Source organism: Micromonospora sp. CA-246542, assembly GCF_050942905.1.
Lineage (GTDB): Bacteria > Actinomycetota > Actinomycetes > Mycobacteriales > Micromonosporaceae > Micromonospora.
This window is the reverse complement of record NZ_CP192040.1, coordinates 4,909,475-4,932,173: the sequence shown is the minus strand read 5'-3', so window position 1 is coordinate 4,932,173 and position 22,699 is coordinate 4,909,475. Positions and strand designations below refer to the sequence as shown.

Here is a 22,699-nt window from a genome sequence, read left to right as displayed (position 1 = left end):
GCGTCGCGCGGAAGGGGGCCGGTCCGTGTGGTGCGTCGTGCTCGTGCTCCTGATCAGGCAAAGCAGTTCTCGATGGCGCCGCCCGGGATGGCCAGGCAGTTCGTCGGGCGGTTCGCGGTGATGGCGGACTTGTCGTCCACGTTCACCGGCCCGAAGAAGGTGAACACACCGCCCGGCGCGAAGGTCGAGAAGTTGTTGGCGACCTTCGTCTTCGACAGGTTGACCTCGCCGAAGATGTTGAAGATGCCGCCGCCGACCCCGATCGGGCCGATGGCCCGGTTGCCGACGACCTCGCTGTTGCGCAGCGTGAGGATGCTGCCGGCGTTGAAGACCCCGCCGCCGAAGAAGCCGGCGGTGTTCTCCTTGATCCAGCTGTCCTCGACGGTCACCGCGCTGTCGAAGGCGATGGCGAGACCGCCACCGACCCCGGCGGTGCTGTTCTTCGCGACCGTCACCTTGTGCAGGTTCAGCTGGCTGTCCGCCGCCGCCAGACCACCACCGGCGAGGACCGCCGTGTTCGAGGTGATCTCGGTGTCGTACGCGGTGGTGTTGCCCTCGATGTCGAGGTAGCCGCCGCCGAAGCCCAGCGTCTCGTTGTCGCTGATCACGGCCTTCTTGAGCTCGACCGTGCCGCCGTCGACGTCCTCGGTGAAGATCTCCGCGGCACCGTTGGAGATGCCGCCACCGCCGATGATCGCGGTGTTGTCCTTGATCTTCGACTCCTCGACCTTGAGCAGGCCGGCGTTGAAGACACCGCCACCGAAGAAGAAGGCGGTGTTGCCCGCGACGGTGCTGTGCCAGATCTTCGTGGTGCCGAAGTTGGCCACACCGCCGCCGTTGCCGCCGGACTGGTTGAGGACGACCTCGGACTCGATGATCTCGGCGGAGCCGCCCGGCTGCACCAGGATGCCCGCGCCGTCGTTGTCGTCCGGGTACTCGACGAGCGGCGTGACGGCGCCCGGCGCCGCCTTGGTGGCGGCCTTCGGGGTCGCCTTGGGCGCGGCCTTCAGGCCCGCCTTCGGGTTGGCCTGCCGGGCGGTGAGGGCCTGGTCCAGCGGAACGCCGGCCTTCACCTGCGCCGCGATCGCCTCGGAGTCCGAGTAGGAAGCCCAGACGGCCGCCGGCTCGACGGCGCTCAACAGTTCGAGGGTCTGACCACCCTTGACGGTCAGGCCCTTGATGGTGAGGTGTCCGCCCGGACCGACGTTGAGGATCCGGAAGTAGTCGGCCGTGGCCTCACGGGCGATCGTGGTGTGCTCGCCCTTCAGGGTGATGTTCTCGGTGATGACCGGCAGACCGTTGCCCTGGTAGTCGTTGCGGCTCAGGTTGTAGGTGCAGCCCTTGGCCAGCTCCAGCACACCGCCGTGCTTGTTGTTGGCGAACACGATCGCCTGGATCAGCTTGTCGGTGTCGCAGGGCACCTCCTTCCCACGCTCGTGGTCCTTGTCCCGGTCCTTGTCCTTGTCCTTGTTCTGGTCCTTGTCCCAGTCACGACCCTCGTCACCGTGCTGGTCGCCGTCCTTGCTCACCTGCGCGGTGTTCCAGTTCAGGCCGACCGCCCCGGCGCTGCCCGCGACGCCCACCGCCGCGAGACTGATCACGCCCGTCAGACCGGCCACGCCGCTGGCGAGCCAGAGCTTGCGGCGGCTCTTGGCCGTCGCCCGCCCGGAGGCTTCGTTGTTCGTTAGGTAGTTGGACATCGGAGCTCTCTGCCCTCTCCTCGTACCAGACAGGGTCGCCGCCCTCAGACGGTCGTCCCCTGCTACAAATCGGTTGTAGCTCCCAAAGCCAACTTATGAGAATGTTCCTCGCCTCGCGGGCGTATCCGAAACAACCCCACATTAGGTTCATGTTCGCCCGGGGTGGTCTGGTCGGGACGGGCCGGGCTGCAAGCCCCTGACCTGCCCAAATGGGTACGCCCCTCCGAGCCGTTGGCGGCTCGGAGGGGCGTTCTATATGGTTCAGCCCCACCCGATCAGGCGAAGCAGTCCCGAACGTTGAAGCAGTTGGTCGGGCGGTTGGCGGTGACGGCGGACTCGTCGTCCAGCGTCACGGTGCCGCCGAGGCTGTTGAAGATGCCCCCCGGCTCAAGGGTGGAGAAGTTGTGCGCCACCTTCGTCCGGTGGAGCGTGACCTCGCTGCCCTCGGTGTTGAGGATGCCGCCGCCGCGGGCGAACGGGCCGATGGCCCGGTTGCCGACGACCTCGCTGTCGCGCAGCGTCGTGCGGCTCTCGTCGTTGAAGAGGCCAGCGCCGCCGGACCCCGCGGTGTTGTCCTTAATGGCGGTGTCCTCGATCGTCGCGGTGCTGTCGGAGACGACCGCCACACCGCCACCGTCGCGGCCAGCGCTGTTCCTGGCCACCGTGGCGTGCTTGAGGGTGAGCTGACTGTCGGCCACGGCAACGCCGCCCCCGTCGAGCACCGCCGTGTTGTCGGTGATCTTCGTGTCGTGCAGGGTCGTGGTGCCCTCGACGTCCAGGACGCCGCCGCCGAAGCCGAGCGTCTCGTTGTCGGTGATCTCGCTCTTGTAGACCCAGACCGCACCGCCGTCGACGGACTCGGTGAAGATCTCGGCCGCGCCGTTGGCGATGCCGCCACCACCGATGATCCCGGTGTTGTCCGCGATCTTCGACTCGTCGACCTGGAGCACGCCGGCGTTGAAGATGCCGCCGCCGAAGAAGAAGGCGGTGTTGTGCGGGACGGTGCTCTTGCTGAGCCTGGCGCTGCCGAAGTTCGCCAGCCCACCGCCGTTGCCGCCGGACTGGTTGTAGAGCAGCTCACTGTCCAGGATCTCCGCCCGACCCCCGGGCTGTACGAGCACCCCGGCACCGTCGTTGAACCCGGGCTCCTCCACCAGCGGCGTCACCTGAGCTCCGGCCGCCGCCGTCGTCGTCGGGGCCGGGGCGGTTGCCGCTGCCGACTTGGCTGTGGTTCCGGTTGCCGGCTTGTCTGCCGCTGCCTTCGCCGCCGTGGCCGTCTTGGCCGTTGTCGCTGCCGGCTTCGCTGCGGCTGCCGCCTTGGTCGCTGCTGTGGGCTCCGCCGCCTTGCTCGCTTCCGGCTTGGCGGCCGCGCCCTTGACCGCCGCAGCCTTGACCGCCGCCTGCTTGGTCGTTGCCTGCTTGGCCGCCGTCGGCTTGGCCGTCGTTGTCGTCGGCTTGGCGGCCGCTGCCTTGGCCGGGGCGGTGGACGTCGCCGACTTCGCCGCCGCCGTCGTGGCCGGCTGGGCTGCGGCGCCCGCTGCGGTGGTGGCCGCCGGCCTACCCGTGGCCGCCGTGGTCCGGGCCGAGGTTGAGTACGGCCCCCAGACCGTCGCCGGCTCCACGGTCATCGCCTGCTGGATGGTCTGCCCACCCTTGATGCTCAGGCCCTTGAGGGTGAGCTGCCCGCCCGGGCCGACGTTCAGGATGCGGAAGTAGTCGGCGGTGGCCGCACGACCAATGGTCGTGTGCTCGCCCTTGAGAGTGATGGCTTCGGTGATCACCGGGAGGCCGTTGCCGTCCTGGTTGCGGGTCAGGGTGTACGTGCAGCCCTTCGCCAGTTCCAGGACACCGCCATCGCCGTTGTTGGCGAAGGTGATCGCCTGGATCAGCTTGTCCGAGTCGCAGGGCACCTGCTTGGTGCGATCCTTCTCGTCCCGCTTGTCGTCCTTGCCGGCCCGGTCGTCGAAGCCGCTCCAGTCGCCGCCGCTCCACTCGTCGTTGCCACCATTCTCCTTGCCGCCGTCCTCCTTGCCGCCGTCGGCGTTCGCGCCGGCGTCGCTGACGTTCTGCCGGTTCGTCGACGGCTGTGCGTCGGACACCCGGGCGGAGGTGGGTTTGTCGTCCCGTGCGGCCACGCCACCGAGGGCGGCCAGGCCGACCACCCCGGTCAGGCCCGCGACGCCGGCAACCCACAGGGCCCGTCGTCGTCGTGTTGGCGGAGCCGTCGAGGCCCCGCCTTCGGTACTCGTTATGTCATCGGACATCAGAGCCTTCCGCCCTTCCTACTACCAGACGGGGTCGCACCGCCCGCAGCGCCACGACCAGCTACAAATGGCTTGTAGCCTCTGATGCCCACCGTATGAGAACTATCTTCGCGAGGCGGACGTATCTGAGAAAACCCCGCATATGCCTCAAGTTAGGGCACGAGCCCGTAACGGTCCGGCGGGACAGGAAGGGGTGTGAGCAGCTCAAACACCACGAGGCGCCCCTTGCCGCCCGGCGTGGGGCGTTCGGCGGCGCCGCTGGTGGTGATCGGCTCGGGTTCCTGGAAGATGCGCTCTCCGAGCGGATCGGAAACCCCGACATCAAGGAAGTCGAGTGGATCTCGGCCGGTAGCAGGCGTGGTCCACTCCAGTGCGCCGATGGCGCGGTATCCCGGCGCCTGGATACCCCAACCTCGGTGATCTGGAGTGGATCAACGCGCCGGGCCGCGGCCGGCGGTCCGGCACCCGCCGGCCACGAGTCCAGACCGAGGCCCGAGTCCCAGGCCAGGTCCAGGCATCGGCCAGGACCAGGCCAGGTCCGGGCATCGGCCAGGACCAGGCCAGGCCCGGACAAGGTCCAGGCACTGGCCCAGGTCGATGCCGAGGCGGCGACCCCAGGGGCTCGGGGTCGAGGGGTGGGGTTTGGGTCAGCCGGGCAGGCGGGGCCCGGCCTCGCGCTGCTCGGCCAGCCAGGTCTCCACCTCGTCGGAGGTGCGCGGCAGGCCGGCCGACAGGTTCACCGCGCCGGTCGCGGTGACCAGGACGTCGTCCTCGATGCGGATGCCGATGCCGCGCAGCTCGGCGGGGACCAGCTCGTCCTCGGGCTGGAAGTAGAGACCCGGCTCGACGGTGAGCACGTAGCCCTCGCCGAGGGCGCCGTCGCGGTAGGTCTCCTTGCGGGCGTTCGAGCAGTCGTGCACGTCGATGCCGAGCATGTGACCGAAGCCGTGCAGCGTCCAGCGCCGGTAGACCGAGGACTTCTCGTCCATGGCCTCGTCCACGCCCACCGGCAGCAGGCCCAGGTCGGACAGGCCCTCGGCGAGCACCCGCATGCAGGTCAGGTGGACGTCCTTGAACTTCACGCCGGGGCGGATGGCGTCCATGCCGGCCTGCTGCGAGGCGTACACGATGTCGTAGACCTGGCGTTGCAGGGCGGTGAACCGGCCGTCGACCGGCAGCACCCGGGTCACGTCGGCGGTGTAGAGGTTGCGCCCCTCCACCCCCATGTCCATGAGCAGCAGGTCACCCGGTCGGGTGGCGCCGTGGTTGTGCACCCAGTGCAGGATCGTGGCGTGCTCGCCCGCGCCGACGATCGAGCCGTACCCGACGTCGTTGCCGTCGTGCCGGGCGCGCAGCGCGAAGATGCCCTCCAACAGCCGCTCGGAGACGGCCCGGTCGGCCGGCAGGACGCGGGCCACGTCCTCGAAGCCCCGGACGGTGGCGTCGATCGCGTCCTGGAGCTGGCCGATCTCCCACTCGTCCTTGACCAGCTTCAGCTCCGAGATGGCGATGGCCAGCTCGCGGTCGCGGGCCGGCTGCCCCTCGGCGCGCGGCCCGTCGTAGGGGCGCACGGCCGCGTCCACCTGGGCGTCGAAACCGCGCAACACCCGGGTACGCCCCGGAGCGAGGTCGGCCAGTGCCGCCTCCAGCCCGGTCCGGTCGGCGGTGGGCAGGTCCAGTTCGGTGGACTTCTCGCCGAGGGTGTGCCGCCGGCCCACCCACAGCTCACCGTGCCGGCTGCGGAAGAACTCGTCGGTCTCCCGGGACGAGCGGGGCCGCATGTACAGCGTCGCGTCGTGGCCCGAGCCGTTCGGGCGCAGCACCAGCACGCTGTCCGGGTCGTGGTCACCGGTCAGGTAGGCGAAGTCGCTGCCCGGCCGGAACGGGTACGTGGTGTCGTTGGCGCGGACCTTCTCGCCGCCGGTCGGGATGACAAGCGTCTCGCCCGGGAAGGCCGCGGAGAGCGCGGCGCGCCGCTTGGCGTAGTTGGGGACCTCGGGACGCGGCGTGACCGGGAGTTCGGTGTCGCGCCAGCCCTGCCGCATGAACGACAGGAACGCCTCCGGGAAGTCCGGATCGTGCGATTCCGTGCCGTCTGTCGGCGTACCCTCGGTGCTTTTGCGTTCCTCGGTCATTGCGCCGCTCCCCTCCGCTCGTGGCTGGTCCCGACGGTACCGCGCGCCCGGTTCGCGGTGGTGGCGGCCGGGAGCGCCCCGAACGACGGACGGCTGCGACGGGCCGACGGAGCGCGTGGAAAGATGACGACCATGTGCGGACTCCTGGCCTTCTTCAGCGCGAACGGCAACGCCGCCGCGCACCGCGACCACATCGCCGGAGCATTGGAATGCCTGCACCACCGCGGCCCGGACGAGACAGGGGTCGAGGTGGTCGGCGACGCGTCCGGCCGGTACGCGGACGGAGTGTTCGCCCACAAGCGGCTCGCCATCATCGACGTCGCGTCGAGTCACGAGCCGCTGCCCTACGCGAACGGCCGTTACCTGCTGACCTTCAACGGTGAGATCTACAACTACATCGAGCTGCGCGACGAGCTGATCCGGGACTTCGGCGCGCAGTTCGCCACCGCCGGTGACGGCGAGGTGATCGTCGCCGGCTACCACTACTGGGGCGAGCAGGTGCTCACCCGGCTGCGCGGCATGTTCGCCTTCGTCATCTGGGACCGGCAGGAGCGGCGCGCGTTCGGCGCCCGCGACTACTTCGGCATCAAGCCACTGCACTACCTGGAGACCGCCGACGGCCTCTACCTGGCGTCGGAGAAGAAGGCGCTGCTGCCGTTCGCGCACAGCAACTACCAGGGCGACGCGGGCGTGGACGCGGCGAACCTCAGCCACTACCTGACGCTGCAGTACGTGCCGGAGCCCGGCACGCTGCACAAGGGCATCAGCCGGATCGGCTCGGGGGAGTACCTGACCTGGACCCCGGGCGGGCGGATCGACGTACGGCGGTGGTACCGGCCGGTGTTCCGGCCCGCGCCGGTCGACGACGAGCAGAAGCTGTACCACGAGATCCGCGAGACGCTGCGTGAGAGCGTGCGCATGCACATGCGCTCGGACGTGCCGGTCGGCTCGTTCCTGTCCAGCGGCATCGACTCGACCGCCGTGGTCGCGCTGGCCCGCGAGTTCAACCCGAACATCCTGACCTTCACCGTCGGCTACGACGTCCCGGGTTACTCCGAGATCGACGTCGCCCAGGACTCGGCGCGGCACCTGGACGTCACCACCATCCCCACCAAGATCGGTCCGCAGGACATGATCGACGCGCTGCCGAAGATCGTCTGGCACCTGGACGACCCGGTGGCCGACCCGGCGCTGGTGCCGCTGTACTTCGTGGCGAAGAAGGCCGCCGAGCACGTCACGGTGGTGCTCTCCGGTGAGGGGGCCGACGAGTTCTTCGGTGGTTACACGATCTACCGGGAGCCGCTGTCGCTGGGCACCGTCAACGGTCTGCCCGGTGGTGTGCAGAAGGGGCTGCGGGCGGTCTCCAAGGCCATCCCGCAGGGCGTCAAGGGCAAGAGCTTCCTGGAGCGGGGCACGACCCCGATCGAGGAGCGCTACTACGGCAACGCGCGGATGTTCACCGAGGAGGAGAAGCAGCACCTGCTGCGTCGTTACGACCCCTCGGTGCGCTACACCGACGTGACCGCCCCGATCTACGCCGAGTGCACCGAGCTGGACGACGTCACCAAGATGCAGTACATCGACCTCTACACCTGGCTGCGCGGCGACATCCTGGTCAAGGCCGACCGGATCTCGATGTCGCACTCGCTGGAGGTGCGGGTGCCGTTCCTCGACCGCGAGGTGTTCGACGTCGCGGCGAAGATCCCGGTGGACCTGAAGCTGCCGCCGCGTTCCGACGCCACCAAGTACGCGATGCGCCAGGCGTTGCAGGGCGTCGTCCCGCCGGCGATCGTCAACCGCAAGAAGCTGGGCTTCCCGACCCCGACCCGGGTGTGGCTGCGCGGCGAGATGTACGAGTGGGCCCGCCACGTGCTGAGCACCTCCGGCGCGGGTGACCTGCTCGACCTGTCGTACGCGCTGCGGCTGCTCGACGAGCACAAGCGGGAGGAGTTCGACCACTCCCGCAAGGTGTGGACGGTGCTGATCTTCTGCATCTGGCACGCCATCTTCGTGGCCAAGACGCTCGACCCGGGTATCCAGCGCAACCAGTCGGCCCTGCTGACCAAGCCGGTGGTCGGTTCCATGGTCCGCTGACCCGCGGCCCCGCCCTGTCGATCAAGAGGTTTGCGTCACCGGAAGCGCTCCGGGTGACGCAAACCTCTTGATCATTTCAGGGGAACCTCAGCGACGGGCGCAGGTGACCGTTGGAAGGGCGTTCGTTCCTGTGCTGCTGGCCAGGAAGCCGAACGATGTCGTGCCCTCGGGCGCGACCGTGCCGTTGTACTGGACGTTCGTCGCGGTCACCGAGGCGCCGGACGTTGTCTGGGTGGCATTCCAGACCTGGTTGATCACTTGTCCGCTGGGCCAGGTCCAGCTTGCGGTCCAGCCGGAGAACGGCGTGCTGCCGTGGTTCATGATCGTGACTTGTCCCTGGAATCCGCCCTGCCAGGTGCTGGTCACCGAGTAGACGGCCATGCAGTCACCGCTGGACGGCGGCGGCGTGGTCGGCGGCGGGGTGGTGGGCGGCGGCGTGGTGGGCGGCGGGGTCGTCGGCGGCGGCGTGGTGGGCGGCGGGGTCGTGGGCGGCGGGGTGGTCGGGTTCGACCCGCCCGGACCCACACCGGTCACCTGACCGCTACCACCGTCGAACGTCACGTCCGAGCAGCCGAAGAAGTTCTCCTGCGAGTCCGAACGCACCCAGCGGGAGTAGATGATGTGCCGACCGCTCTTGCCCGACGGCAGGTTGCCGCTGAAGTAGTAGTGACCGTCGTTGGTGCCGACCGCGCCACGCTGCGGCGGGTTGGTCACCGTCAGGAACGGCTCCTCCAGGTCACTCCAGGCCAGCGCACGGGTCGGGCTCCAGCTGTCCTTCGTCACGTAGAAGTAGAAGGTGCCCGGGTGGTGCGCCCAGTTGCTGTACTTGAAGTCCAGCCGTGCGCCGGACGTCAGGTGGGTCAGCGGCCAGTCGGTGCGGGCCAGGTCGTAGCCCCGGTAGCCGGTGTTGCCACCGCTGCACAGCTGCCCGTCCGGGATGAAGCCGGTGGTACGGCCACCGGCGTCGGAGCGCAGCACGCTGAACCAGTTGTAGAGCGAGTTCGTGCCGCTCTGCGCCACGGCGGCGGCACAGGCCGGGTTGTTCGGCCTGATCTCGCCGGTCTGGCTCATGCCGTCCTGCCAGCAGAGGTAGGTGCGGCTGCCCGGCGTCATCGCCGCGCCGTGCGCGGCCGCCGGTTGTGGACTGGACGCCAGGGCGACGGCGCCCAGCGCAAAGGTCAGGGCCGCGGTGAGCACTGCGGCCGTACGGGAACGGTTCACGGGTTCTCCTGACTCGCGAGGCGTGCCGCCCGAGGCCGCCCCGCCGCAAGCGGATACGACGATCACCCTGGCGCGCCCCGGCAGAAGATCGGCCGGCGGACACACGCCATCGACGGTCCTGTCCTGGACCGGTGCCCTCGCGTCCAACAACCCGGCAACCGGAAGCGCGACAGCCCTCGCGCCACCCGGCACGGGCCATCCCACCACGTCGTCCGCCACCGGCGCAATAGTCGTTCCTCGATGCGTCAAACACGGCGGGCCGGCGCCGGCTCGGCGGACTCCTATCCGGTCCGGCGGGTTCCTTCCTATAGTGATGGTCTGCGCCCCGACGGTCTTCCCGCGCAGATCGCCCGCCTCGGGTCGCCTCACGCCGCCCGTGGCGTCGCGCAGACGAAGGAGGCGGCAGCGCGTGCCCGACGTGTTCGACGAACTGCACCGCCGCTGCCGGGCCGGTGAGCCGGTCGCCCTGGCCACCGTGGTCGCCACCTGGCGATCCGCGCCACAGCCGCCCGGCGCCGCCATGCTCGTCGCCGCCGACGGGTCGGTCACCGGCAGCGTCTCCGGCGGCTGCGTGGAGGCGGACCTCTACGAGCGGGCCCGCCACGTGCTCGACACCGGCGTACCGGAGCTGGTCCGCTACGGCGTCAGCGACGACGAGGCGTACGCCGTCGGGCTCACCTGCGGCGGCCTGCTGGACGTGTTCGTCGAGCGGTTCGACGGCGATGCCCTGGCGCAGCTCGACGTGGTCGCCGCCGCGCGACAGGCCGGCGAACCGGCCGCGGTCGTCACGTGCGTGGCCGCCGATGCCGGTGACACGTCCGACCCGGCGGGGCGGCTGGGTCGCCGGCTGGTGCTGACCGGGCGGCGGGTGACGGGCTCACTCGGCGACGACCGGCTGGACGACGCCGCGGCCGACGACGCGCTCGGGCTGCTCGCGGCCGGGCACAGCGGCGTCCTGGGCTACGGCTACCAGGGGCAGCGCCGGGGCAGCGGCCTCAGTCTCTTCGTGGCCGCGTACGCCACCGCGCCCCGGATGATCGTCTTCGGGGCGATCGACTTCGCGGCGGCGGTGGCGCAGATCGGCGCGTTCCTCGGCTACCGGGTGACCGTCTGCGACGCTCGGCCCGTCTTCGCCACCGGCCGGCGCTTCCCCGACGCGCACGAGGTGGTGGTGCGGTGGCCGCACCGCTACCTGCGGGACGAGATCGACGCCGGCCGGGTCGACGGGCGCACGGTCGTCTGCGTGCTCACCCACGACCCGAAGTTCGACGTGCCGCTGCTGGCGCTGGCCCTGCGCCAACCCCTGGCGTACGTCGGCGCGATGGGGTCGCGACGTACCCACGACGAACGGCACAAACTGCTCCGCGAGGCGGGGCTCAGCACCGCACAGCTCGACCGGCTGGCCTCACCGATCGGGCTGGACCTCGGCGGTCGTACCCCCGAGGAGACCGCGGTCAGCGTGGCCGCGCAGATCGTCGCGGCCCGCTGGGGCGGCAGTGGCCGCCCCCTGGCCGCGATCGACGGGCCGATCCACCACGCGGACTGATCCCGCTGTGCCAGCCTGGGGCGAGACGGCCGTCGCGGCCGCCGACGGCGAGGGGGCTCTGATGGGGTACGCGGTGGTGCTCGGCGAGGCGCTCGTCGACCTGCTGGACAGCGACGTCGACGGGGAGCGGGTCTACCGGCAGGCCATCGGTGGCGGCCCGCTCAACGTCGCCGTCGGGGTGACCAGGCTCGGCGGGGCGGCGGAGTTCGTCGGCTCGCTCGGTGACGACGCGCTGGGCCAGCGGATCCGCGACTTCCTGAGCGGGGTCGGCGTCGGCCTGGCCGGTGCGGTCACGGTGTCCGCGCCGACCACGCTGGCGGTGGTGACGTACGCCGGTCCGGAACCGGACTTCCACTTCTACGGCGAGCCGCGCTCGTACGGCCTGCTCGGCCCGGACGACGTGGACCTGGCGCTGACTGAGGGCGCGGACGTGCTCTACTGCGGCTCGATCGTGCTGCTCGAGCCGGGCACGCTGGCCGCCGCCCGCCGGGCCTGGTCGCTCGCCACCGGCCTGCGGGTCCTCGATCCGAACGTCCGTCCGCGACTGCTCGACGGGCCGGTCGCGATGGACGGGTTGCGGCAGGTGGTGGCGGAGTTCGCCGCGGGCGCGCACCTGGTCAAGTTGAGCAGCGCCGACGCCGCGCTGCTGTATCCGGGTGAGCCGGTCGAGGGGGTCGCCGCGTACCTGCGGGAGTTGGGCGCGTCCACCGTGGTGGTGACGCTCGGCGCGGCCGGCGCGGTGCTGGCCGCCGCCGAGGCCGACCCGGTGCGGGTGCCGGCGCCGAAGGTGGACGCCGTCGACGCCACCGGCGCCGGTGACTCGGTCATGGCCGCGCTCATCGCCGACCTGCTCCGCGACGGCGAGCCGGCCGATCCGACGGGCTGGGTCGATTCGGTGGCGTTCGCGCTGCGGGTCGCCGGTCTGGTCTGTGAGTCGCCGGGCGGGGCCACCGCCATGCCCACCCGCGCCGACATCGAGCGCCGCTTCGGCCGTTGAGGGCGGGTGACGGCTGGTTGACGTCCCTGTTATGTGAACGTTAACATCGGCGTCTGCCTATTTCCTGCGTGTTATCCGGGAGACTCCGATGAGACTCGTCCTGGTACCACCGTCATTCCGCCGCCTCGCCGCCGTACTGGTCGTCGCCCTGGTTGCCGTCGGCGGAGTCGCCGTCAGTGCTCCGGAGCCGGCGCGCGCCTGGGACAACGCAGTGGCCAGCACCCCGCCGATGGGGTGGAACAGCTACGACTCGTTCAACTGGAGCGTCACCGAGGCCGACGTACGGGCGAACGCTGACTACATGGCCACCAACCTGCGGCAGTCCGGCTGGCAGTACATCGTCATCGACTGGGGGTGGTACTACCCCGGACGACACAACAACAGCCCCAACCAGGACTCCAACCTGCAACCCCGGCTCCGGATGGATGCCAACGGGCGGCTGCTGCCCGACACCACCCGGTTCCCCTCCGCCGCCGGTGACAACGGGTTCAAACCCCTGGCCGACTACATCCACGCCCAGGGCCTGAAGGTCGGGGTCCACCTGATGCGGGGCATCCCCCGCCAGGCGGTGGCCGACAACGTCCCGATCTCGGGCACCAACTGCCGCGCCAACCAGATCAACAACAGCACCACCGCGGCCTGGCTCAACCTCATGTGGGGTCTGAACATGTCCAACCCCTGCGCGCAGAGCTACCTGGACTCGGTGTTCCAACTGCTCGCGTCCTGGGGGATCGACTTCGTGAAGGTGGACGACATCGCCGCGCCGACCTACCGGCAGGCGGAAATCGAGGGCTACAAGCTGGCGATCCAGCGCAGTGGCCGTCCGATGGTGCTGAGCCTGTCGCCCGGCGCGACCCCGCTGGCCAGCGGAAGCCACGTCCAGGCCAACGCGCACATGTGGCGGATCGTCAACGACCTCTGGGACAACTGGTCGTCCGTCGACGCCCTCTTCGACCAACTCCGCAACTGGACCCCGTACCGCGCCACCGGCGCCTGGCCCGACCCGGACATGATCCCCATCGGCCGGCTCTCCAAGTACGGGCCCGTCGGCTCACCGCGCTACTCCAACCTCACCTCCGACGAGCAGCGCACCCTGATGACGCTCTGGGCGATCAACCGCGCGCCGCTGATGTGGGGCGGCAACCTGGTCGAGAACCGCGCCTCGGAGCTGGCGCTGATGACCAACACCGCCGTGCTGGCCGTCGACCAGAACAGCGCCAACAACCGTCAGCTCACCGGCGGCACCCGGCAGGCGTGGACCGCCGACGTGCCGGGCAGCACCGACCGCTACCTCGCGCTGTTCAACCGCGAGAGCGGCACGGCGAACGTCTCGGTCAACCTCGCCGACCTGGGGATCGGCTCGGCCACCGTGACCGACCTGTGGTCCGGCGCGGCCCTCGGCACGGTGACCGGAACCCTCACCCGCTCGCTCCCGGCCCACGGCTCCGGGCTGTACCGGCTGACCCCGGGAAGCACCGTGCCGGTGCCGACCGCGTACACCCTCGCCGCCCAGCACAGCGGGAAGCTGCTGGACGTCTCCAACAACGCCACGACCGACGGCGCCGACATCGTGCAGTGGAGCGCGAACGGGCAGGCCAACCAGCGGTGGCGGTTCCAGGACGCCGGTAGCGGCTACCAGACGGTGGTCAGCGTGCACAGCGGCAAGTGCCTGGACGTGTACGGCGGCGCGTCCGCGACCGCCGACGGCGTCCGGGTCACCCAGTGGACCTGCAACGGGGGCACCAACCAGCAGTGGCGCGTCCAGGACACTGGCACCACCGGCGCAGTCCAGCTGATAGCGAGACACAGCAACAAGTGCCTGACCATCCTCAACGCCGCCACCACCGACGGCGCCCGCGCCGTGCAGTCCACCTGCACCACCGCCACGAACCAACAGTGGCGCCGCACAGGGGTCTAGCTCCCCCTTTTCCGCGCCGATCTTGCACTTTCTGTGGCGACATTGCCCCGGATAGGGGACCTATCGTCAACCGAAAGTGCAAGATCGGCGTGGGTTTGCGTGGTCAGGCGTCGCCGTTCAGCTCGCGGTAGCCGCGGCGGGCGGCGATCAGGGCCGCGCGTGCCCCGAAGGGCGCCTCGGCGGCCACCCGCTCCGGCGGCGCGCCGCCGGTGTGCGCGGCCCGGATCAGCCAGGCCAGCCGTACCAGCTCGGCGTGCTGGGCCCGGACGAAGTCGACGTCCACCACATCGCCGTGGCCCGGGACCACCACCGTGCCCGGCGTCGTCAGCCGCAGCAGGTCCGCGACCGCGTCCGGCCACTGCAGGGGGTACGAGTCCTCGAAGGCGGGCGGACCGCTCTGCTCCACCAGGTCGCCGGCGACGAGCACGTCCGCGTCGGGCACGTGCGCCACCAGATCGGCGTCGGTGTGCCCGCGCCCCGGGTGCCGCAGCAGCACCCGCCGGCCGCCCAGGTCGAGCGTCGTCTCCGTGTGCACCACGTGCGTCGGGGCCAGCAGCGGGGTGTCCGCCAGGTCGGCGGCCAGCTCCGGGTGCTCCGCGCGCACCTCCTCGTACGCCTCCCGGCGCAGCCCCTCCGGGTCGTCGCGCAGAGCGGCGGCGGCCCGCTCGTGCGCGTACACCGGTTGGGGTGGTTCGCCGGCCAGGACGGCGTTGCCAAAGCAGTGGTCGTAGTGGTGGTGCGTGTTGACCAGGGTCAGCGGACGGTCGGTGACCCCCCGGACGGCGGCGGCCAGCTCGGTCGCCTGCCCCGCCGAGGAGAGCGTGTCCACCAGCAGCGCCCCGTCGTCGCCGACGACGAGGGTGACGTTGACCCGCAGCAGGGGCTCGACACGCACGTACACCCGGTCGGCGACCTCGACGAACCCGCCGCTCACGACGCCCGCCCGGCCCGGTCCACGAAGCGTTGCCGGTCCACCAGGAGCCGGTCCACCCGGCCCCGGGCCACCGTCTGGTCGCCGTCGGAGACGCTGACCTCGAACGACAACCGCCGACCGTCGACCGTCGTCAGCAGCGCCTGCGCCCGTACCGTGCGGCCCACCACCGTCGGCGCGAGGTGCTCCAGCTCGACCCGGGTGCCGACCGTCGTCGAACCGGGCGGCATCGCCGTCGCCGTGGCCGCGACGGTGGCCGCCTCCGCGAGCGCGAGCGCCCGGGGTGTGCCCAGCACCGGTACGTCCCCCGAACCGACCGCCTGGGCGGTGTCCGCGTCGGTGACGGTCAGCTCGACCTGGGCGGTCAGACCCGGCGCGAGGGCCGGCTCGGGCTGCTCCTGCATGGTCGTCAGCCTAGGTGTTCGGAGAGCCCGTCGAGCACGCGCCCGGCGATCCCGGCGCCGCCCGCCCTCCCACCTGTGCGCCGCCCCGCCGGGTGGTACCCGTCGGTCGATGCCGTAGCCGTCGTTAACCTTGACCGCGATGGCCGTCGTGACTGACCCCCAGCCCCCCGCCCGGACCGACCCACCCGCGTCCCCGGACGCGGGTCGTCGGCGCATCGTCGCCATGACGATCTGGGCGGTCGCCTTCGTCGCCGCGTGGCTCGGCATCGGGCTGCCCACCGACCCGGCGTACGCCTTCGTGTGGATCTGGCTCGGGACCATCGCCTGGAACAGCGACCGCCCGTGGCGCAGCCACCTGCGCTTCGCCCGGGACTGGGTGCCGGTGGTGCTGCTCCTGGCCGCGTACAACCTCTCGCGCGGGTTCGCCGACAACGGCGCCACCCCACACGCCATGGAGCTGATCGTCGCCGACCGGTTCATGTTCGGCTGGGCCACCGGCGGGGAGGTGCCCACCGTCTGGTTGCAGGAGCACCTCTACCGCCCGCAGGTGCACTGGTGGGACATCACGGCGAGCTGGGTGTACTTCTCGCACTTCGTGGTGGCGCTGGCCGCCGCCGCCGTGCTCTGGATGCGGGACCGGCACCGCTGGGCCGCCTACATGCGGCGGTGGGGTTTCCTGTGCGCCGCCGGCCTGGTCACGTACTTCGTCTACCCGGCCGCGCCGCCCTGGTGGGCCGCGCAGAACGGCCTGCTCACCGAGGTGGCGCGGATCTCCACCCGGGGCTGGAAGGCGTTCGGCATGCACGGTGCCGGCAACGTGCTCAACGCCGGCCAGATCGCCTCCAACCCGGTCGCCGCCATGCCGTCGCTGCACACCGCGTGGGCGCTGTTCGTGGTGCTGTTCTTCCTGCACACCACCCGTCGCCGCTGGTGGCCGCTGCTGCTCGCGTACCCCCTGGCGATGACCTTCACCCTGGTCTACTCCGGCGAGCACTACGTGATCGACGTGCTGGTGGGCTGGACGTACGTCGGGCTGACCTACCTGGTCGTCGGCCTTGGCGAGCGGGCGTGGAGGTCCTACCGCGCCCGCCACCCGAAGGCCGGAACGCAACCGCCCCCCAGCCAGCCCGACCCCCCACCACCCCTCCGCGAACCAGACACCACCACCACCCACCGCTCGGTCCCCGCCGACCACTGACCGGCCCGTCCTTGTTGATCAAGAGGTTTGCGTCACCGAGTGCCCGATTCTTGACGCAAACCTCTTGATCAACAGGAGTCAGGGGGGTGAGAGTGGGGGTGGGGGTGGGGGTTCCGGGTTAGGGGGTTTGGTGGCGGGCTTGGTGGGCTCTGCGGGTTAGGTCGGCTGCCAGGGACCAGGCTTCGGCGAGGTCGCGGTCCTGGGCCGCCGCGCCCGAGCCGCCGGCCGTGTCCGCGTACACGGTCGCCAGGCGCAGCCGGCGCTGCACCGGCCCCTGCACGACGCGCACGCTCTGGATGCGGGCGTACGGCACGATCGCCAACTGCCGGGTGAGCAGCCCGGACCGGGTGGCGAAGACCCGATCGAACAGTCCTGCGCCGAGCGCGCCGCGTCCGAACGGGTGCAGCCAGCGCGTCCGGGGCGGTGGCGGGCTCAGCGTCAGCGCGTCCAGGCGTACGCCGGGCAGCACCTCGCCGACGATCATCGTGGCGGTCGGCAGGTCACCCACCGGCAGCAGCCGGTCCGGTCGGTTGCGGTCGTCGGCCTCCGCGAGCGAGTAGCCGGCCACCTCCAACCGCAGTCGCAGCCAGTCGTTGAACCGCCACAGCAGCGGCCAGGTGGCCCGTACGGTCTGGACCCGGTCCAGCGGCACGGTCTGCGCGCGGGTCTCCAGTAGGCCGTTGTGTACCCGCAGGGTGCCACCGTCGCGGGCCAGCCGGAAGTTCCAGTCGTCGAGAACCCGACGGATCGGTTGCAGGAGCACACCGGCCATCGCGGTCAGCGTGCTCGCCACCGCGATGAACGACCACGACCCGGCGGTGACGAACTGCACCACGACGAAGGCGACGCCGAACGGGAGCAGGAACGCCTGCGGGGTGAGCAACTGGCTGACCAGGAGGTTCCGGTTGCGTACGGCGTGCAGTGGCCGAGCCCGCACGGCCGTCGGCGTCTCGACCTGCGTCGCGGGCGCGGTGTCGCCGGGCGGCACCACGCGCCCGGCGAGCGCCAGCAGCCGCTCCCGCAGGCGGGCCGCGTCGGCCACCCCGAGGTACGCCAGCGGCGCTTCGGTCTTGCCTCCTCCGACGACCTCCAGGCGCAGCTCGGCCAGGCCGGTGAGCTGGGCGAGCAGGGGCCGGACCACCTCCACGGCCTGCAACCGCTCCAAAGGGATGGCCCGGGTACGCCTCCAGAGCAGCCCCTCGTGCACCCGCAGCTCGCGGCCCACCACGTGGTAGCCGGTGTTGTACCAACTGATCACCGACAGCACGGTCGCGCCGAGCGCCAGCACCACCACCATGGCGGCGAACCAACCGAAGCCGACCCGCGACAGTGTCGACCAGGACAGGCCGGCGATCACCACGACCAGTGACTTGGCACCGTGCAGCAACGGGCTGAGCGGGTGCAGCCGCTGTCGAGGCTCCCCGCCACCGCCACTCACCGGGGCGGGCCACGGCTGGACTGCCCCGGGCGGCCCGGCGGGATGCGGCGGTCCGGCCGAATACGGCGGTCCGGCCGAATACGGCGGTCCGGCGGGATGTGGCGGTCCGGCCGGATGCGGCGCGGCGGCGTGCAGCGGCGCAGCTGGGTACTGCGTCCCGCCGGCATCCGAAAACCCGCCAGGATGCGGCGGCCCACCGGCGTGCGCCGGCCCACCGGCGTGCGGCGGGCCGGCGGGGGACGCGTCGCTGTCGGGGGTGGCGGCACGGTGCCGGGCTCCACGGGGCTCTCGCTCATCGGGCCAGCGCCCAATGGCGTCGGCGGTCGCCCGCGTGGGTGGTCACAGCCCCTCCGCCCGGTCCTCACCGAGCGCGGTGAGCCGGTCGCGCAGTCGGGACGCCTCCGCCGGACGCAGGCCGGGCACCCGCGCGTCACTGGCGGCCGCCGCCGTGTGCAACTGCACGGTGGCCAGGTCGAAGGCGCGTTCCAGCGGGCCGGCGCTCACGTCGACGAACTGCATGCGGGAGTACGGGACGATGGACAACCGTCGGACCAGCAGTCCGTGCCGCACGAGCAGGTCGTCGTCGCGCTCGGCGTAGCCCCAGGCGCGTACTGCCCGGACGATGGCCGTGGCCCGCCATCCGCCGAGCACCAGCACGGTGGCGAGGGCGAGTCCGAACAGCCAGTGACCGCTCAGTGCCCAGCCGACCGCCGTCACGGCCAGGCCGATGGCCACCACGATCGCGAGTCGGATCAACTCCACCCAGATCAGGTCGGTCGAGATCGGCTGCCACCGTACGGTGTCGGGCCACGGCTCCAACGGGTCGCGGTCCGACGTCGCGGAGGCGTTCCCCACCGCCAAAAGGCCGGGAGCCGACACGGGGCCGGGAGCCGCCGAAAGGCCGGGAGCCGACACGGGGCCGGGAGGTGGCAGGAGGCCAGGGGCCGGCAGGTCGGGCGGGGGCGAGAGGGCGGCGTGACCGGGCGACGGCGGTACGGCGTTCGGCGGCAGCGGGGCCGGCGACGAGGCGTCCGGCGGCGATGGGTCCGGGCCGAGCGTGCCGGGCGCCGGGAAGGCGCCGGGCGGCGGCGCGATGCTGGGCGGTGCCGCCGCCGGGGAGGTCGGTGGGGACGGGGCGGTGGAGCCGGGGGAAGCCGGTGGGTCGGCGCGGTCCTCCGGACTCATCGACCAGATCCGTTCCACGCGCCCCGCACCGCCACGCTGCTGTGCCTCATCGCTCGCTCACACGTCGAGGGTAGGCGATCCGGACACCGGAGTGACGGTACGAAGAAAGCCACGGGCGTCCAGGAACGCTCCAAGAGTGTCCCGGTGCTCGGCGCAGGCCAGCCAGATCTTGCGCCGATCGGCGGTGTGCAGGCGGGGATTGTTCCACTCCAGGGCCCAGACGGCGGGGGCGCGGCAGCCTCGTGCCGAACAGACCAGGGCCTCGTCGGCGGGGGTGGGGACGTTCATCCGGGCCAGTCTAGGGCGGCCGGGGAGGAAGTTTGAGCGCCGGGCGGCCACGGGGGGAGCCGCCCGGCGACGGGATGAATCGTACACGCGGCGGCCCGGTCCCTGTCCACCCGTGACGCGCGATTCGATGCTCGGGACCGCGTGGCGAAAATCGGGTTCTCCCCACCTCGACACTCAGGAAGGCATGCGAGTCTTGATACCGCACCAGCCGCGACGACCGACAAACGCTGTGGAGGACCGGTGGCCCAGCCGACCACGCCCGACGCCCCGACGCCCAACGGGGCGGCACCCCAGGCGCCCGCCCCGGTGACCACGCCCGCACAGGACGCCACCCTGTTGGAGAAGGCGTTGTTCGAGATCAAACGGGTGATCGTCGGCCAGGACCGGATGGTCGAGCGGATGTTCGTCGCGCTGCTCGCGCGCGGCCACTGCCTGCTCGAGGGCGTGCCCGGCGTGGCCAAGACCCTGGCCGTGGAGACCCTCGCCAAGGTCGTCGGCGGGTCCTTCGCCCGGGTGCAGTTCACCCCCGACCTGGTGCCGGCCGACATCATGGGCACCCGGATCTACCGGCAGTCGAGCGAGAAGTTCGACGTGGAGTTGGGCCCGGTCTTCGTCAACTTCCTGCTCGCCGACGAGATCAACCGTGCTCCCGCCAAGGTGCAGTCGGCGCTGCTGGAGGTGATGAGCGAGCGGCAGGTGTCCATCGGCGGGGAGAGCCACCGGGTGCCCGACCCGTTCCTCGTGATGGCCACCCAGAACCCGATCGAGCAGGAGGGTGTCTACCCGCTGCCCGAGGCTCAGCGGGACCGGTTCCTCATGAAGATCGTCGTGGGCTATCCGACCGATGCCGAAGAGCGGGAGATCGTCTACCGGATGGGCGTCGCCGCGCCGGAACCGACGGCGGTCTTCGACACCCCCGAGTTGATCGCTCTGCAGCGCAAGGCCGACCAGGTCTTCGTGCACAACGCGCTCGTCGACTACGCGGTTCGTCTGGTGCTGGCCACCCGTACGCCCGCCGAGCACGGCATGCCGGACGTCGCCCAACTGATCCAGTACGGGGCCAGCCCGCGCGCCTCGCTCGGTCTGGTCCGGGCCACCCGCGCGCTGGCGCTGCTGCGGGGACGGGACTACGCCCTGCCCCAGGACGTGCAGGACATCGCCCCGGACATCCTGCGGCACCGGCTGGTGCTCAGCTACGACGCGCTCGCCGACGACGTGCCGGCCGATCACATCGTGCAGCGGGTGATGTCGACGATTCCGCTTCCGTCGGTCGCGCCCCGGCAGCAGGCCACCCCGCCGTCGAGCGCCCCACCACCCGGCGCGGGCTGGCCCGGGCAGCGGCCGTGACCTCACCCACCCCTCGTCCCGCCCCTCTGGGTGACCGCAGCGAGGCCGTGCTCTCCCGACTCCAGTTGCTGGTCACCCGCAAGCTCGACGGTCTGCTCCAGGGCGACTACGCCGGTCTGCTCCCCGGGCCGGGCAGCGAGGCGGGGGAGTCGCGGGAGTACCGCCCCGGTGACGACGTACGCCGGATGGACTGGCCGGTGACCGCGCGGACCACGACCGCGCACGTGCGGCGGACGGTCGCCGACCGGGAGCTGGAGACCTGGTTGGCCCTGGACCTCTCGGCCAGCCTGGACTTCGGCACCGGGCAGTGGCTCAAGCGGGAGGTGGTGGTGGCCGCCGCGGCCGCCATCACCCACCTGACCGTGCGCGGCGGCAACCGGATCGGCGCGGTGATCGGCACCGGCGGCGGCACGTCCACACCCGCGCGACGCTGGCGGGGTGGCCCGCCTCCGGCCGGTCCCGGCGCGTTCACCCGCCTGCCGGCCCGCTCCGGTCGCAAGGAGGCGCAGGGCCTGCTGCGGGCCGTCGCCGGCACGGCGATCCAGCCCGGCCGGGGTGACCTGGGCGCGCTTGTCGACATGCTCAACCGCCCGCCCCGGCGGCGCGGGGTGGCCGTGGTGGTCTCGGACTTCCTGGCACCGGCCGAGCAGTGGGCCCGGCCCATGCGCAAGCTGCGCGTACGGCACGACGTGCTGGCGATCGAGGTGGTCGACCCCCGCGAACTGGAGCTGCCCGACGTGGGGGTGCTGCCGGTGGTCGACCCGGAGAGCGGTGAGCTGCACGAGGTGCAGACCGCCGACCCCCGGCTGCGGCAGCGCTACGCCGAGGCCGCCGCCGCTCAACGGGCCACGATCGCCGCCGCGCTGCGCGGCGCCGGCGCGGCCCACCTGCGTCTGCGTACGGACCGAGACTGGCTGCTCGACATGGTGCGTTTCGTGGCCGCGCAGCGGCACGCGCGTACCCGGGGGACGACACGATGATCCGTTTTCTGCAACCGTGGTGGTTGCTGGCCGTGCTGCCGGTGCTCGCGCTCGCCGCGTTCTACGTCTGGCGGCAACTGCACCGCCGGGCGTACGCGATGCGGTTCACCAACGTGGACCTGCTGCGTACGGTCGCGCCGAAGGGCCTGGGTTGGCGGCGGCACGTGCCGGCGACCGCGTTCCTGCTCTGTCTGCTGGTGCTCGCCACGGCCCTGGCCCGCCCCGCGATCGACACGAAGGAGCCGTTGGAGCGGGCCACCGTGATGCTCGCCATCGACGTGTCGCTGTCGATGCAGGCCGACGACGTGGCGCCGAACCGGTTGGAGGCCGCCCAGGAGGCGGCCAAACAGTTCGTGGCCGAGTTGCCGGCGAGCTACAACCTGGGCCTCGTCTCGTTCGCCAAGGCGGCGAACGTGCTGGTGCCGCCGGGCAAGGACCGGGACGCGGTGACCGCCGGGATCGACGGGCTGGTGCTGGCCGAGGCGACGGCGACGGGTGAGGCGGTGTTCACCTGCCTGGAGGCGATCCGGTCGGTGCCGGCCGATGGCGCGGCGGGTATCCCGCCGGCGCGCATCGTGCTGCTGTCGGACGGGTTCCGCACCTCGGGTCGGTCGGTGGAGGAGGCGGCGGCCGCCGCGCAGGCGGCCAACGTGCCGGTCTCCACCATCGCGTTCGGCACCGACACGGGTCAGGTCGACATCGGCGGGCAGCTCCAACGGGTGCCGGTGGACCGGCTGGCCCTCGCCGAGCTGGCCGAGACGACCGAGGGCTACTTCTACGAGGCGGCCTCGGTGAGCGAGCTGAAGCAGGTCTACCAGGACATGGGCAGTTCGATCGGCTTCCGGACCGAGCCGCGCGAGGTGACCCAGTGGTACGCCGGGTTGGCGCTGCTGCTGGCGCTCTGCGCCGGCGCGCTCAGCCTGCTCTGGTCGTCACGGATGATCTGACCGCCGGCCGGGACGCCCGCCGGCCTGTGCGCGGCCGAGGCGGCCGTCGGCCGGGACGGCGGAGCGAGCGGCCGACGAACGGCCGGTGGTGGTCAGTGACCGCCGC

17 protein-coding genes are annotated in these 22,699 nt (G+C 71.4%); 8 read left to right on the top strand and 9 right to left on the bottom strand.

The window, feature by feature from the left end:
- Positions 1 to 53: 53 nt before the first annotated feature.
- The 3 genes from ACQP0N_RS22730 to ACQP0N_RS22720 all read right to left on the bottom strand — a co-directional run bounded on the left by ACQP0N_RS22730 (position 54) and on the right by ACQP0N_RS22720 (position 6,099).
- On the bottom strand, positions 54 to 1,700 hold the full coding sequence (locus tag ACQP0N_RS22730) for a hypothetical protein (RefSeq protein WP_433113957.1): 1,647 nt from the start codon (positions 1,698 to 1,700) through the stop codon (positions 54 to 56).
- A gap of 275 nt (positions 1,701 to 1,975) precedes the next feature.
- The gene (locus ACQP0N_RS22725; protein WP_433113955.1) at positions 1,976 to 3,964 is read right to left on the bottom strand and encodes a right-handed parallel beta-helix repeat-containing protein; all 1,989 of its coding nucleotides are present in this window, start codon (positions 3,962 to 3,964) and stop codon (positions 1,976 to 1,978) included.
- 647 nt (positions 3,965 to 4,611) lie between these two features.
- The gene (locus ACQP0N_RS22720) at positions 4,612 to 6,099 is read right to left on the bottom strand and encodes an aminopeptidase P family protein (protein WP_433113953.1); all 1,488 of its coding nucleotides are present in this window, start codon (positions 6,097 to 6,099) and stop codon (positions 4,612 to 4,614) included.
- A 132-nt stretch (positions 6,100 to 6,231) separates the two neighbouring features.
- On the opposite strand from ACQP0N_RS22720, the gene asnB reads away from it, so the two are divergent.
- A complete protein-coding gene (asnB, locus tag ACQP0N_RS22715) occupies positions 6,232 to 8,193 on the top strand; it encodes an asparagine synthase (glutamine-hydrolyzing) (RefSeq protein ID WP_433121758.1) in 1,962 nt (653 codons plus the stop codon).
- Between the two features lie 87 nt (positions 8,194 to 8,280).
- Here asnB and ACQP0N_RS22710 read toward each other — a convergent pair whose 3' ends face one another.
- A complete protein-coding gene (locus tag ACQP0N_RS22710) occupies positions 8,281 to 9,414 on the bottom strand; it encodes a lytic polysaccharide monooxygenase auxiliary activity family 9 protein (RefSeq protein WP_433113951.1) in 1,134 nt (377 codons plus the stop codon).
- Between the two features lie 409 nt (positions 9,415 to 9,823).
- Here ACQP0N_RS22710 and ACQP0N_RS22705 point away from each other — a divergent pair, with 409 nt between their 5' ends.
- From ACQP0N_RS22705 to ACQP0N_RS22695, 3 genes are all read left to right on the top strand, one after another.
- Positions 9,824 to 10,960: an XdhC family protein gene (locus ACQP0N_RS22705; RefSeq protein WP_433113949.1), complete on the top strand. Its 1,137-nt coding sequence runs from the start codon at positions 9,824 to 9,826 to the stop codon at positions 10,958 to 10,960.
- 61 nt (positions 10,961 to 11,021) lie between these two features.
- Positions 11,022 to 11,957, top strand: a complete 936-nt coding sequence (locus ACQP0N_RS22700; RefSeq protein ID WP_433121756.1) for a carbohydrate kinase family protein — start codon at positions 11,022 to 11,024, stop codon at positions 11,955 to 11,957.
- 88 nt (positions 11,958 to 12,045) lie between these two features.
- The gene (locus ACQP0N_RS22695) at positions 12,046 to 13,875 is read left to right on the top strand and encodes an alpha-galactosidase (protein ID WP_433113948.1); all 1,830 of its coding nucleotides are present in this window, start codon (positions 12,046 to 12,048) and stop codon (positions 13,873 to 13,875) included.
- Positions 13,876 to 13,978: 103 nt separating this feature from the next.
- Here ACQP0N_RS22695 and ACQP0N_RS22690 read toward each other — a convergent pair whose 3' ends face one another.
- Positions 13,979 to 14,809, bottom strand: coding sequence for an MBL fold metallo-hydrolase (locus tag ACQP0N_RS22690; RefSeq protein WP_433113946.1), 831 nt, complete (start codon positions 14,807 to 14,809; stop codon positions 13,979 to 13,981).
- On the bottom strand, positions 14,806 to 15,210 hold the full coding sequence (locus ACQP0N_RS22685; RefSeq protein ID WP_355052715.1) for a thioesterase family protein: 405 nt from the start codon (positions 15,208 to 15,210) through the stop codon (positions 14,806 to 14,808). The genes ACQP0N_RS22690 and ACQP0N_RS22685 overlap by 4 nt, the downstream gene beginning before the upstream one ends.
- Before the next feature lie 139 nt (positions 15,211 to 15,349).
- Here ACQP0N_RS22685 and ACQP0N_RS22680 point away from each other — a divergent pair, with 139 nt between their 5' ends.
- Positions 15,350 to 16,408: a phosphatase PAP2 family protein gene (locus ACQP0N_RS22680; protein ID WP_433113944.1), complete on the top strand. Its 1,059-nt coding sequence runs from the start codon at positions 15,350 to 15,352 to the stop codon at positions 16,406 to 16,408.
- 118 nt (positions 16,409 to 16,526) lie between these two features.
- On the opposite strand, the gene ACQP0N_RS22675 is transcribed toward ACQP0N_RS22680, so the two are convergent.
- The 3 genes from ACQP0N_RS22675 to ACQP0N_RS22665 all read right to left on the bottom strand — a co-directional run bounded on the left by ACQP0N_RS22675 (position 16,527) and on the right by ACQP0N_RS22665 (position 19,319).
- A complete protein-coding gene (locus ACQP0N_RS22675; RefSeq protein WP_433121754.1) occupies positions 16,527 to 17,705 on the bottom strand; it encodes a PH domain-containing protein in 1,179 nt (392 codons plus the stop codon).
- 480 nt (positions 17,706 to 18,185) lie between these two features.
- Positions 18,186 to 18,725, bottom strand: a complete 540-nt coding sequence (locus ACQP0N_RS22670; protein WP_433121752.1) for a PH domain-containing protein — start codon at positions 18,723 to 18,725, stop codon at positions 18,186 to 18,188.
- A 363-nt stretch (positions 18,726 to 19,088) separates the two neighbouring features.
- Positions 19,089 to 19,319 carry a hypothetical protein gene (locus tag ACQP0N_RS22665; protein ID WP_433113943.1) on the bottom strand — a complete coding sequence of 77 codons (231 nt, stop codon included), beginning with the start codon at positions 19,317 to 19,319 and terminating at the stop codon, positions 19,089 to 19,091.
- Between the two features lie 240 nt (positions 19,320 to 19,559).
- Here ACQP0N_RS22665 and ACQP0N_RS22660 point away from each other — a divergent pair, with 240 nt between their 5' ends.
- The 3 genes from ACQP0N_RS22660 to ACQP0N_RS22650 are packed head-to-tail and all read left to right on the top strand — an operon-like array spanning position 19,560 to position 22,593.
- Positions 19,560 to 20,666, top strand: coding sequence for an AAA family ATPase (locus tag ACQP0N_RS22660; protein WP_355052719.1), 1,107 nt, complete (start codon positions 19,560 to 19,562; stop codon positions 20,664 to 20,666).
- Positions 20,645 to 21,646, top strand: a complete 1,002-nt coding sequence (locus ACQP0N_RS22655) for a DUF58 domain-containing protein (protein ID WP_433121750.1) — start codon at positions 20,645 to 20,647, stop codon at positions 21,644 to 21,646. The genes ACQP0N_RS22660 and ACQP0N_RS22655 overlap by 22 nt, the downstream gene beginning before the upstream one ends.
- Positions 21,643 to 22,593 (top strand): VWA domain-containing protein, encoded by a 951-nt coding sequence (locus tag ACQP0N_RS22650; protein WP_355052720.1) that lies wholly within the window; start codon positions 21,643 to 21,645, stop codon positions 22,591 to 22,593. The genes ACQP0N_RS22655 and ACQP0N_RS22650 overlap by 4 nt, the downstream gene beginning before the upstream one ends.
- Positions 22,594 to 22,699: the final 106 nt, after the last annotated feature.

What these genes read in the sequence shown, in the direction of transcription:
- ACQP0N_RS22730 (WP_433113957.1), bottom strand. Translation starts at nt 1,700, where the DNA reads ATGTCCAACTACCTAACGAACAACGAAGCCTCCGGGCGGGCGACGGCC.
- ACQP0N_RS22725 (WP_433113955.1), bottom strand. Translation starts at nt 3,964, where the DNA reads ATGTCCGATGACATAACGAGTACCGAAGGCGGGGCCTCGACGGCTCCG.
- ACQP0N_RS22720 (WP_433113953.1), bottom strand. Translation starts at nt 6,099, where the DNA reads ATGACCGAGGAACGCAAAAGCACCGAGGGTACGCCGACAGACGGCACG.
- asnB (WP_433121758.1), top strand. Translation starts at nt 6,232, where the DNA reads ATGTGCGGACTCCTGGCCTTCTTCAGCGCGAACGGCAACGCCGCCGCG.
- ACQP0N_RS22700 (WP_433121756.1), top strand. Translation starts at nt 11,022, where the DNA reads ATGGGGTACGCGGTGGTGCTCGGCGAGGCGCTCGTCGACCTGCTGGAC.
- ACQP0N_RS22695 (WP_433113948.1), top strand. Translation starts at nt 12,046, where the DNA reads ATGAGACTCGTCCTGGTACCACCGTCATTCCGCCGCCTCGCCGCCGTA.
- ACQP0N_RS22685 (WP_355052715.1), bottom strand. Translation starts at nt 15,210, where the DNA reads ATGCAGGAGCAGCCCGAGCCGGCCCTCGCGCCGGGTCTGACCGCCCAG.
- ACQP0N_RS22680 (WP_433113944.1), top strand. Translation starts at nt 15,350, where the DNA reads ATGGCCGTCGTGACTGACCCCCAGCCCCCCGCCCGGACCGACCCACCC.
- ACQP0N_RS22675 (WP_433121754.1), bottom strand. Translation starts at nt 17,705, where the DNA reads ATGGTGGTGGTGCTGGCGCTCGGCGCGACCGTGCTGTCGGTGATCAGT.
- ACQP0N_RS22665 (WP_433113943.1), bottom strand. Translation starts at nt 19,319, where the DNA reads ATGAACGTCCCCACCCCCGCCGACGAGGCCCTGGTCTGTTCGGCACGA.
- ACQP0N_RS22650 (WP_355052720.1), top strand. Translation starts at nt 21,643, where the DNA reads ATGATCCGTTTTCTGCAACCGTGGTGGTTGCTGGCCGTGCTGCCGGTG.